This window comes from Bradyrhizobium sp. CCBAU 53351 (assembly GCF_015291745.1).
Lineage (GTDB): Bacteria > Pseudomonadota > Alphaproteobacteria > Rhizobiales > Xanthobacteraceae > Bradyrhizobium.
Window position 1 is genome coordinate 2,929,627 of sequence record NZ_CP030059.1, and the last position, 11,949, is coordinate 2,941,575.

The following is an 11,949-nucleotide window of genomic DNA, read 5'->3' on the forward strand; positions in this document are numbered from 1 at the left end:
GTCAGGAAAGCCGGCTGCGAGGGGACAAACCATAGTCCACGCGGGCGCGACGCTCCAGAGGCGTCGGAACGTCTCGTGCCCCGGACGCAGCGCAGCGCTCCCCCGGGCGATGCGCAGCATCGTCCGGTTCAGCGCTTCGCTGCAGAGCCGGGGCCCATCTCACTGACATGTGCGGTGTTGCGGTTTGGATCCCGGCTCTGCGCAGCAGCGTCTCACGCTGCAGCGCGTCCGGGACACGAGAGTCTCTACCGCAGCGGCTTCTTCAGGAGCGAGAAGCGGTCGGGATCGAGCCCCATCGAGGGCTGCAGCATCGGGGCCTCGACGTTGGAGAGCGTCTTGGCGGGCGGGGCCGAGAACACCGGATCGTTCGGCACGTCGCGTTGCGAGGTGGCACCGCGCCAGCGCTCGAGCACGGCGCCGACGAAATGCATGTCGTGGCCGGAGGTGACGGACGGGACGCTCGAGATGGTGGCTTCGCCGCGCGGCAATTGATGCGGCGGTACCTCCTTGAAGCGCAAGCGCGTGGGCAGCGCAACGCCCTCGCCGAAGGCCAGCACTTCACGCGTGCCGAGGGAGGGCACGAAGGACAACAGGTTCGCGGCGGCGTCCGACACCGCGGCACGCAGCAACGCCTGGTCGCGCTCGTTGGCAAGACGCATCGTGAACAGCGTGTTGCACTGGGAGATGATGGTGGCGTCGAGCTCGGCCGGACGCTGGGTGATGAGGCCGAGATAGACGCCGTATTTGCGGCCTTCCTTGGCAATGCGCGACACCGCCTTGCGGGTCGGCCCGAAACCGATGTTGCGGTCGGCGGAGGCGTATCGATGCGCTTCCTCGCACACGAATAGCAGCGGCGAGACGCCGTCGCTCCACAGGCCGAAATCGAAGGCCATGCGGCACAGCACCGAGACGACGGAATCGATGACTTCGGCCGGGAAGCCGGCGAGCTGCATCACCGTCATAGGCTTGCCGTTCGCCGGCAGGCGAAACAGATGACTGATGACCTCGGCCATGGTGTCGCCGCCGACATTGGCGTTGTCGAACATGAAGGCGTAGCGCGGGTCATTGCGCACCGCCTCGATGCGCGAGATCAGCTTGTGATAGATGATGCGCGAGGAGCGGTTCTCGAGCTTGCCCATGCGCTCGTCGATCAGCGACATCAAATCGACCAGGCGATAGGGCACAGGCGTGTCGACGGTGTAGCCGATCTGCTTGGGATCGATGCGCTTGAGACCGATGCGGTCGGCATTCTGGTACTGGGTGTAGACGCCCTTGGCGAGCGGGATCACCTCGGCGAGGATGTCGAGCTCCTCGGGCACGCCGGCGCGGCCGCCGAACAGCACGTCGACGATTTCCTCGAAATTGAATAGCCAGAACGGCAGCTTCAAGTTTCGCGGGTTGAGCACCAGCGCGCGGTCGCCGAAGCAGCGGCCATATTCGTTGTGCACGTCGAGCAGGAAGATGCGCAGGTTCGGACGTGCCTTCAGGATCTCGTTGAGCAGCAAGGACACGCCGGTCGATTTGCCGACGCCGGTCGATCCCAGCACGGCAAAATGCTTGGACAGCATTTCCTCGACGTCGACATAGGCGACGACCGAGCGGTCCTGCTGGAGGAAACCGACATTGATCTGGTCCGAGCCGGTCGGCGCGTAGATCGTGCGCAGCTCCTGGCTGGTGATCAGATCGACGGAATCACCGATGGTCGGATAGTTGGTGACGCCACGCTGGAATTTCGGCTTGTCGCTGGCGTTGAGGATCTCGCCAAGCAGGTCGACCGAGGCGACCGCGATGTAATTGTCGCTGCTCGACAAATTCTCGCAGGACACCTCGGTGATCATCGCGACGATGACCGAGCTGGCGCTGCGAATGCTGACGAAGCGGCCGACGGTTGCCCGAACTTCCGAGATGGGCATCTGGCTTTCCGCCAGCAGCCCGACCCGGGCGAGCGATCCGCGAACCGAAATCACGCGTCCAAAGGATGTCACGATCGATGAACCTGGCAAGAGCAAGCGATTTGCACCGGACTATGCGCGGCCGTCGCTGCACAAACGGTTAAGCGGCAGGCGCGGCCGCTTCGTTAAATCCGCGACAATTCGGCCGCGAGGTTTATTCCGATTGCCCTTTTACAGGCGGAAACGGCGGGAAAATGCTGCAATTCCAGGCTGTTGAAGGCCGGACGCAATTAAGGAATATTTTACCATCCGGCCAGTCGGGTCCGCCGTTTGGAGGGTGCCTTCGAGCAGCGAACTTCGTCAGAGCCAGGGGATGTCGTTTGATTTGTTGACGAGACCTAATCATTTGTACATTAGTACAAATGAACCGGCGGCTTAGATGCCGCCTTCGGGCGGGTGAGCTTGTTGCAGCCCTGCGCCCGATCGCGCGATCCGGTCCGGCGGATCGCTAGCTGTGCTGGAGAACAACATGCAGCCCGAACCGATCCTCGATCTCGCGCATCTCGGCCATATGGAGCTGCTGACGCCGAAGCCCGATGAGAGCCTGAAATTCTTCGTCGACATCATGGGCATGACGATCAGCGGCCGGAAGGGCGAGTCCGTGTACTTGCGCGGCTGGGACGATTACGAGCGGTATTCGCTCAAGCTCACCGCGTCGAAGACCTCGGGCATGGAGCACATGGCGCTGCGCGCGCGCAGCCAGCAAGCGCTGGAGCGGCGCGTCGCCGCGCTGAAAGGATCAGGCTTCGACATCGGATGGATCGACGGCGACATGGGCCAGGGCCCGACCTTCCGTTGCCGAGATCCCGATGGTCACATCGTCGAGCTGTATTACGAGACCGAATGGTACGAGGCGCCGCCGGAGCTGAAGCCCGCGCTGAAGAACCAGGCGCAGCGCTTTCCGGCGCGCGGCGTCAATGTCCGCCGGCTCGATCACCTCAACTGCCTCGCCGTCGACATCAAAGCCAATCGCGAGTTCTTCGAAAACTATCTCGGCTTGCGCCTCACGGAGCAGATCGTGCTCAACGACGGCCGGGAAGCTGCGATGTGGCTGACGATGTCGAACAAGAGCTACGACTTCGCCTATTCGCTCGACCATTCCGGAGTGCCGGGCCGCTTCCATCACGTCACCTACGCGCTCGACAGCCGCGAGGAGATCCTTCGCGCGGCCGATATTTTTCTCGAGAACGGCGTGCACATCGAGACCGGACCGCACAAGCACGCGATCCAGCAGACCTTCTTCCTCTACGTTTACGAGCCCGGCGGCAACCGCGTCGAAGTCGCCAATGCCGGCGCCCGCCTCATTCTCGCGCCCGACTGGAAGCCTATCGTGTGGACGGAAGAGGAGCGCAAGAAGGGGCAGGCGTGGGGATTGAAGACGATCGAGTCCTTCCACACCCACGGCACGCCGCCGGTGGAGGCGAAGAAGCACGGGTGAGTGCAGGATTGTCTAGCGCACTGACGATCGCGTCCGTGCGATCGTTTCTCGGATACCGGTCCACGCTGGCTTGTCTGGCGCAAACTGCTTGCGCAGGAAGGTGGCGAGCTCCTCGATCTGCGTGTCGCTCATGCTGTTCCTGAAGGCCGGCATGTAGCCGAGATCGCTGGAGACTGGCTCGGTGATGCCGTGCAGGATCACCTGCACGAGATTGTCCGCCTTCGTGCTGTGAATGTTGCTATTGAGTGCGAGCGAGGGGCGGCTGCCGAACAACGGGAGGCCGCCGACTTCGTGGCACACCGCGCAGGCGCCCTGATAGATGCGCGCGCCGGCGGTCGAGGCGACGGTGACCTGCGTTGCGCTCTCGAGCTTCCCTGCAAGAGCAGGCGCATCGGCCACGGCGTCGTTAAAGGAATTGAGATAGACCGCCATTGCACGGATGTCCTGATCTGGCAGGGCCTTGAGGTCCCTGACTACAGGCGCCATCGGGCCGGCGGCGACGCCGTGATAGCGCGAATGGCCGGTCCGCAGATAGGCGAAGAGGTCGTCCTCGCTCCATGGGATCGGCGCGTGGGACAGCGCGGTCAGCGGCGGCGCCTCCCAGCCTTCGGCAAAGCCGCCGGCGAGATAGGCATTGCGCTGCTCGGCGCCGAGCGCGTTGCGCGGCGAATGGCAGCCGCTGCAATGGCCGAGGCTCTCGATCAGGTACGCGCCGCGGTTCCAAGCTTCCGATTTGGTAGGGTCGGGTTCAAAAACTTTGCTCTGATGGAAGAGCGCATTCCACCCCGCGAGTAGCGGGCGGAGATTGAACGGGAAGGCGAGCTCATTCGCCGGCGGGGTCGCGCGCACCGCAGGCTGTGCCATCAGATAGGCGTAGAGCGCCTGCATGTCGGCATCGGCAGTCTTGGCGAAATGCGTGTAGGGAAAGGCGGGATAGAGCTGTCGTCCGTCGCGATGCAAGCCATCGCGCATCGCGCGCTCGAAGGCGGGATAGGACCATGCGCCGATGCCGGTCTCGACGTCGGGCGTGATGTTGGTGCTGTAGATCGTGCCGAATGGCGTCTCCAGGGCGCGGCCGCCGGCGTTGAGCACGCCCTTGAGGCTGGTGTGGCACTCCGCGCAATTGCCGAGCGCGGCAAGCTGCTCGCCGCGGGCGATCGTCGCTGTGGAATAGACTGAGGCATCCGGCCGTGTGATCGGCGCGATGGCGCGGCCGGGCAGCAGGGCTGCGCCGATGCCGATCGCGGCGGTGCAGACGGCTGCGATCGTCGCGAAGACGCCGGCGCGTCTGGCGACGGGATTCTCCCAGATCCGCGACGGTTTTGCCGCGGCGGGTGCGGGCAGGGCCTGCGCCACCGGCGCTGCCTCACCGTACAACCCCTTCAAGATGCGTTCCGGCGTGAACGGCGGCTCGCGAAAGCGCACGCCGGTGGCATCGAAGATCGCATTCGCAATCGCCGCCGCACTCGGCACCGAGGCGGACTCGCCGACGCCGAGCGGCGGCTGGTCCTGACGCGGCAGCATCAAGACGTCGATCTTGGGCACGTCGGGGAAGGGGATGATCGGATAGGCGCCCCATTCCCGCGCTGCCACGGCGCCGCGCTCGAACGAAACCTCCTCCATCAGCGCGCGGCTGGTGGACTGGATGACGTTGCCGTGGATCTGGTGGCGCACGCCTTCCGGGTTGATCATCAGGCCGGAATCCTGTCCCGCGACAACGCGGGTGACGCTCACGTCGCCCGTCGTCTTGTTCACGGCAACGTCGGTGACCCAGGCCGACCACGCCGCGCCATAGCCGGGAAATTTGCTGTGGACATAGAGCGCATAGGCAAAGCCGCGCCCATGCACGATTTCGCCGTCCTTTTCCTCGCGCACCGGTCGCGGTTTCCAACCGGCGCGCTCGGCGACCGCGTTGACCAGATCGACAGCGCGCGAGTCCTTCAGATAGCGCAGGCGATATTCGATGGGGTCAACGCCGGCCTCGGTGGCGGCCTCGTCGATGTAGGATTCGTGCGCAAAAGTGTTCGGCAGCGCGGAGACGCCGCGAAACCAGGACGCGCGCACGATCGGCGCCATGTCGTGGGCGACGACGCGCATGTGGTCGTAATCGTAAGGCGGGATCGCGGTGCGGTCGCCCATCTGCAGCACCGCGGGATCCGGAGAGATCCGTCCCGTCAGCAGCAGCGCCAGCGTCGGCGCGGCGTTCGAAGGATAGCGCGTGGCGAGGTCGTAGCCGGCAATGCTGCCGTCCGCATTCAGCCCGCCATTGACGTCGATGAGCTGGGCGGTGCCCTTTGGCTCCCAAGCGTGTTCTTGCTCGCGCGTCAGCTGCACGCGCACGGGGCGTCCCACCGCACGAGACAGCAGCAGCGCGTCGGCCGTGACGTCGTCGGCACAGTTGCGGCCGTAGCAGCCGGCGGCCTCCAGGCGGATGACGTCGATCTCGCTCTCGGGCCGCTCGATCAGCAGCGCAAGGTCGCTGCGCAGCATGTGCGGATTCTGCGTGCCCGACCAGACCCGGATATTGCCATCCCTGAAATCGGCGACCGCGCAGGACGGGCCGATCGAGGCGTGCATCTGGTACGGCCAGACGTAGGTGCGCTGCATCGGCTTGGCCGCACCCGAGATCGCGGCATCGACATCGCCCTTGTCGATCAGCGTGCGCGGCGTCGATGGATTGGCGCGCAGCGCGGTCTCGACGTCGGACAGATCGGTGAGGGCGGGCGTCCGCTTCCAGCTCACCTTGAGCTGCTCCGCCGCGCGGATCGCATTCTCCTCGCGCTCGGCGACGACGCCGACGAAATCGCCGATGCTCACCACGGCGACGATGCCGGGGATGTCGCGGACCGATGCTTCGTCGACCGCGATCAGGCTGGTGCCGACGAACGGCCCGGCATCGACCCCGGAATAGGGCGGTCGCACCACGCGGCCGTGCAGCATGCCCGGCACGCGGATGTCGTGCACGAAGGTCAACCCGCCTGTGGCCTTGGCCGGCAGATCGACGCGCGGCGTCGACTGACCGACGATCGTGTAGTTGCCGACGGGTTTGACCGTGACGTCGTCGGCAAGCTCGAGCCTGATCTCGTCGCCACCGATCAGTTCGCCATAGCTGACGCTGCGGTTGTCGTGCCCGCGCACGAGGCCGTCTTCGATCCTGAGGTCAGTCGCGGGAAGTTCGAGCCGCTCGGCCGCGCGCGCGATCAAAAACCGACGCGCCTGCGCTGCGGCCTTGCGCAGGGGCACGGCGGTGATCTGGATGGTCTCGCTCGCGATCGTCGCGCCCTGGTTCGGCACCAAAGCGGTGTCGCCGAGCACCACGACGACGCGCGCAAAGGAGACGTCGAGCTCTTCGGCGACGATCTGGCCGAGCGCGGTGCGTATGCCGGTGCCGAGATCGACATGACCGTTATAGGCCGTGACCGATCCGTCCGGGGTGATGCGGACGAAGGTCTCGGAGGTGACCTCGTCCACGGTGCGGACGACGACGAGCGAACCGGGGGACTGCTCAGTCCCGTTCGAAACAGGGGAGGCCATCAATCCGCGGCCTCGGTGAGCTCGCCCGATGCGCGCATCACGGCGCGCAGGATTTCGACATGGGTGCCGCAGCGGCAGAGATTGTAGCGCAACGCCGCCAGTGCCTCCTGTTCGGTCGGCCGCGGGTTGATCGCGAGCAACGCCTTGGTGGTCATGATCATGCCGTTGAGACAGTAGCCGCATTGCGCGGCCTGCTCGTCGATAAAGGCCTGCTGCACGACATCGGGCTTGTCGCGCGTGCCTAGCCCTTCGAGCGTCACGATGTCGCGGCCCGCGCAGCCGCTGACGGGAATCACGCAGGAGCGTGCCGCCGCGCCGTCGATCAGGACGGTGCAGGTGCCGCATTCGCCGAGGCCGCATCCGTATTTCGGGCCATTGAGTGCGAGATCGTTGCGCAGCACGTAGAGCAGCGGCGTCTCCGGCGCCGCGGCGATCTCGTGGATCCCACCGTTCACGGTGAGGCGGATCGGTGTCTGCGTCATCCTCATTCTCAGGCTCGCGGCAAATTGCTGCCAAATCTCGACCGCGACGATACCGTTTGTACACAAACGTGCAAGCCGTGCATGCCGCACTGCAGCGCGCTGCCTTCTTTGTGGACAGGTCGGATAGGCAAATGAGGTTTTATGCGGCAGCCGTATCTTTTGCACTGCACCGCCGCTTGACAGCTCCCGGGGACCGCGCGCAACATTGTTCGTATACGAATGATAACCGCCTCGATCCGCAGGCTCGCACATGCTGACTGAACCGACGAGCGTTGTTGCCGACAAGATCCGCTGCGATGCGTGTCCGGTGATGTGCTACATCAAGCCGGGCGCGGCGGGTGCCTGCGACCGCTATGCCAATCACGAGGGCAAGCTCGTCCGGGTGGATCCGCACGTGATCCTGGAGCGCACCGTCTCGCATGGCGGCAAGCTGGTCCCGTTCAGCCGCACGGAAGATTGGGACGGCAAGATCGTCCACGAACCTTCAACCTTCGTGACGGCGATCGGGGCAGGCACGACCTATCCCGATTACAAGCCGGCGCCGTTCATCGTCTCTGCGGAGGTCGACGGCGTCGATATGGTGACCGTCGTCACCGAGGGCATCTTCTCCTATTGCGGCATCAAGGTGAAGATCGACACCGACCGCTATCTCGGCCCGGAAACCGCGACGGTGCGCGCGCAGGGCGAAGCGGTCGGTCACGTCACCACCAGTGAATACGGCTCGCAGATGCTGTCGCTGGGCGGCGTGCATCACCTCACCGGCGGCTCCAAGAAGGAGGGCCGCGTCACCTGCGACACGCTGATGGACCTCGCCAATTGCAAGGCGGTGGAGCTTACCATCGACGGCGGCGCGAGCGTGGTGGTGCAGGCCGGCCAGGCGCCGATCGTCAACGGCGTGAAGGAAGAGCGCATGCGCGTCGGATGCGGCTCGGCGACGATCGGCATGTTCGCAAAACAATGGCACGGCAAGGTCGACGAGGTCGTCGTGGTCGACGACCACATCACCGGCGTGCTGAGCGAGCACCAGGCCGGCAAGCTGCTCGATATCGCCGATACCGGCATCAAGATGAAGGGCCGCCGCTCGACGCCCGGCCGCTATTTCCAGGTCGCCGATCCCGGCACGGGCTGGGGCGGCACCAACATTTCCGATCCGCTGGCGATCCTCGGGCCGTTCGATGCCAAGGAGGCAAGACCCGGCCTCTCCATGCTGATGGTCTCCACCACCGGCGAGCACTCGTCCTATTACGTGCTCGACGAGACCTTGAAGCCGGTCGAAACCGAAATGCCTGATGATCTGAAGTTCTCGGTCGAGCGCATCCAGGAGAATTGCGAACCGGCGTTGTGCACGGTGCTGTTCATGGCGGGCGCCGGTGGATCCTTGCGCGCCGGCGTCACCGACAATCCGGTGCGGCTGACGCGCTCGGTGAAGGACGCGCTGACCCGCGTCACCAGCGGCGGCGCGCCTGTTTATGTCTGGCCCGGCGGCGGCATCACCTACATGGTCGACGTGACGCAGATGCCCGCCGGCGCGTTCGGCTACGTGCCGACGCCGGCGCTGGTCGCGCCGATCGAGTTCACGATGAAGCTGTCCGACTATGCCGCGCTCGGCGGTCACATGGATTACGTGAAGCCGCTGTCCGAGGTGCAGAACGGCGACGACGTCCGCCAGCTGCCTTGGCAGAACCCGATCCCGGGACCTCGGGCATGACAAGGCTCCCGCAAATCGCATTGCTGTCTGATGGCCGGCGGCTGCATTTGCAGGATGGACCGATCGACCTGATCATTGAGGGGAGGGGGCCTGCGGATGCGGTGCGCGCGGCTTACGAGGCGGCGGCGCAGCGGTCCACGGGCCTGCTCGACGAGCTCTGCGCGGAGCTGCCGCAGCTGCGTGCTGCGGCCGCGGCGCGGACCTCGCTGAGGGGCGTGGTGGCGCGCCGGATGCACGCCGCGGTCGCGCCCTTTGCCGTTGATGGCTTCATCACGCCGATGGCTGCCGTTGCCGGCAGTGTGGCGGAGGAGATCTTGGGTGCCATGCTGGGCGCGGCAACGCTCGATCAGGCCTATGTCAACAATGGCGGCGACATCGCACTTCATCTCGGCAAAGGCGAGCATTTTTCGATTGGGCTGATGGATCGTCCCGATCGTGATGGCGTGATGCGGGCCATGAGGGTGGATGCGGACGACCCGGTTCGGGGCGTTGCGACCAGCGGGCGTCACGGCCGCAGTTTTTCGCTCGGGATTGCCGACGCGGTGACGGTGCTGGCGGCGACGGCATCGCAAGCCGATGCGGCGGCGACCGTCATCGCCAATGCCGTGGATCTGCCGGGACATCCTGCCATTGTCAGGCAACCGGCCTGCGAGCTTCAGCCCGATAGCGATCTCGGTGCGCGCCTCGTCACCCGACATGTCGGTGAGTTGTCACAGAATGAGATCGCCGCTGCCCTCGACTCTGGCGCGGAATGTGCACGGCAATTGTTCGATCGCGGATTGATCGAGGGTGCCGTGTTGCAGCTTTGTGGTGATATGCTTGTCATCGGACCTAAGGATATAGAACAGCGACGATCGCGCCCGCTGGTGCTGGAGAACGCGGTCTGTGCCTGAGCAGGGAAGCGAAACATGAGCGCGATCATCCGCAAGATCGTCACCGTCGTCGAAGAGACGCAGATGGAGATGGGCCGCCAGGTCTCGCCGCCGACCCGGCGGGCCGCGGCGATCGCTGTGATCGAAAATCCCTTCGCCGGACGATATGTCGAGGATCTCTCGCCGCTGATCGCGATCGGCGAGGAGCTGGGGGAACTTCTATCGAAGCGCGCGGTGGCTGCGCTCGGCATCGATGGCGCGAAAGCGCAGAGCTATGGCAAGGCGGCCGCCGTCGGCGAGAACGGCGAGCTTGAGCACGCCGCCGCGATCCTTCATCCGAAAATGGGTGCGCCAGTACGCAAGGTTCTGAGCAAGGGCGCAGCGCTGATCCCGTCGTCGAAGAAGCGCAGCGGGCCCGGTACGACGCTCGACATTCCGCTCGGGCACAAGGATGCTGCCTTCGTGCGCAGTCATTTCGATGGCATGGAAGTTCAGATCAATGATGCGCCGCGCGCCAACGAGATCATGGTCGCTGTTGCCGTCACCGACAGCGGGCGTCCATTGCCGCGCGTCGGTGGGCTCACGGTTGCGGAAGTGAAGGGCGAGGACGGTCTGAGATAGGATTTGAACCGGGGAGGTGGCACAGCTTTCCCGACAAGACACGCTGAAGACGTAGAGTTCAAAACTGGAGGTTGGGATGCGAGCGAGAAACACTTTTGTAGGCGCGGCCTTCGCGCTTCTGGCGGGCGGTATGGCTCATTCGGCCCTGGCGCAGGACATCAAGATCGGCGAGATCAACAGCTATTCGCTGCTGCCGGCGTTCACCGAGCCCTATCGCAAGGGCTGGCAGCTCGCGGTCGAGGAGGTCAACGCGGCCGGCGGCATCAACGGCAAGAAGCTCGTCGTCATCTCCAAGGACGACGGCGGCAAGCCCGCGGATGCGCAGACTGCGGCGAACGAGCTGGTGTCGAGCGAGGGTGTCGCGATGCTCGCCGGCACGTTCCTGTCGAACATTGGTCTTGCCGTCAGCGACTTCGCGAACCAGAAGAAGGTGTTCTTCCTCGCGGCCGAGCCGCTGACCGACGCCATCACATGGTCGAAGGGCAACAAATACACCTTCCGCCTGCGCCCATCCAACTACATGCAAGCGGCGATGCTGGTCGAGGCCGCCGCCAAGCTGCCCGCCAAGCGCTGGGCGACGATCGCGCCGAACTATGAATATGGCCAGTCGGCGGTCGCGGTGTTCAAGAAGCTGATGTCGGAGAAGCGCCCCGATATCCAGTGGGTCGACGAGCAGTGGCCGCCGCAGGGCAAGATCGATGCGGGCCCGGTGGTGCAGGCCGTTGCCGCCGCCAATCCCGAGGCGATCCTCAACGTCACCTTCGGTGCCGACCTCGTCAAGCTCGTGCGTGAAGGCAACACCCGTGGTCTGTTCAAGGGGCGCGAGGTCGTCTCGTTCCTGACCGGCGAGCCCGAATATCTCGACCCGCTCAAGGACGAGACGCCGGAGGGCTGGATCGTTACCGGCTATCCCTGGTACTCGATCAAGACCCCCGAGCATGATGCGTTCCTGAAGGCCTACCAGGCCAAGTACAACGACTATCCGCGCCTCGGCTCGATCGTCGGCTACCAGACCATCAAGTCGGCGGCTGCGATCCTCGCAAAGGCCGGCTCGAGCGATCCGGAGAAGCTGATTGCCGCGGCGGAAGGCCTCTCCGTGCCGTCGCCGTTCGGCGAGATCACCTTCCGCAAGATCGACCATCAGTCGACGCTCGGTGCCTATGTCGGCAAGACCGCGCTGAAGGACGGCAAGGGGGTGATGGTGGAATCTGCCTACAAGAAGGGCGCGGACTACCTGCCTGGCGATGCCGAAGTCGCGAAGCTTCGCCCGAAGGACTGAGGAGTTGTTTCGACCTCCGCTGCCGTAGGGTGGGTTAGCCAAAGGCTAACCCACCGCCTTCGG

Annotated in this window: 8 protein-coding genes; 5 read left to right on the plus strand and 3 right to left on the minus strand. The window is 64.9% G+C overall.

Annotation, left to right across the window (positions count from 1 at the left end; translation table 11 throughout):
• Window positions 1-245: 245 nt before the first annotated feature.
• Window positions 246-1,985, minus strand: a complete 1,740-nt coding sequence (locus tag XH83_RS13625; protein ID WP_194407486.1) for an ATP-binding protein — start codon at window positions 1,983-1,985, stop codon at window positions 246-248.
• A gap of 436 nt (window positions 1,986-2,421) precedes the next feature.
• On the opposite strand from XH83_RS13625, the gene XH83_RS13630 reads away from it, so the two are divergent.
• Window positions 2,422-3,390 (plus strand): catechol 2,3-dioxygenase, encoded by a 969-nt coding sequence (locus tag XH83_RS13630; protein ID WP_194407487.1) that lies wholly within the window; start codon window positions 2,422-2,424, stop codon window positions 3,388-3,390.
• A 12-nt stretch (window positions 3,391-3,402) separates the two neighbouring features.
• Here the strand turns inward: XH83_RS13630 and XH83_RS13635 are convergent, their stop codons facing one another.
• Both XH83_RS13635 and XH83_RS13640 read right to left on the minus strand, forming a co-directional pair.
• Complete coding sequence (locus tag XH83_RS13635; RefSeq protein WP_194407488.1) at window positions 3,403-6,924, minus strand: molybdopterin cofactor-binding domain-containing protein; 3,522 nt, start codon at window positions 6,922-6,924, stop codon at window positions 3,403-3,405.
• A complete protein-coding gene (locus tag XH83_RS13640) occupies window positions 6,924-7,406 on the minus strand; it encodes a (2Fe-2S)-binding protein (RefSeq protein WP_194407489.1) in 483 nt (160 codons plus the stop codon). The genes XH83_RS13635 and XH83_RS13640 overlap by 1 nt, the downstream gene beginning before the upstream one ends.
• 250 nt (window positions 7,407-7,656) lie before the next feature.
• Here XH83_RS13640 and XH83_RS13645 point away from each other — a divergent pair, with 250 nt between their 5' ends.
• The 4 genes from XH83_RS13645 (at window position 7,657) to XH83_RS13660 (ending at window position 11,886) form a co-directional block, all read left to right on the plus strand.
• Window positions 7,657-9,114 (plus strand): 6-hydroxynicotinate reductase, encoded by a 1,458-nt coding sequence (locus XH83_RS13645; protein WP_194407490.1) that lies wholly within the window; start codon window positions 7,657-7,659, stop codon window positions 9,112-9,114.
• On the plus strand, window positions 9,111-10,007 hold the full coding sequence (locus tag XH83_RS13650; protein WP_194408255.1) for a UPF0280 family protein: 897 nt from the start codon (window positions 9,111-9,113) through the stop codon (window positions 10,005-10,007). Before XH83_RS13645 ends, XH83_RS13650 begins: the two co-directional genes overlap by 4 nt.
• A gap of 15 nt (window positions 10,008-10,022) precedes the next feature.
• Complete coding sequence (locus XH83_RS13655; RefSeq protein ID WP_194407491.1) at window positions 10,023-10,607, plus strand: amino acid synthesis family protein; 585 nt, start codon at window positions 10,023-10,025, stop codon at window positions 10,605-10,607.
• Window positions 10,608-10,683: 76 nt separating this feature from the next.
• Window positions 10,684-11,886: an ABC transporter substrate-binding protein gene (locus XH83_RS13660; protein ID WP_194407492.1), complete on the plus strand. Its 1,203-nt coding sequence runs from the start codon at window positions 10,684-10,686 to the stop codon at window positions 11,884-11,886.
• Window positions 11,887-11,949: the final 63 nt, after the last annotated feature.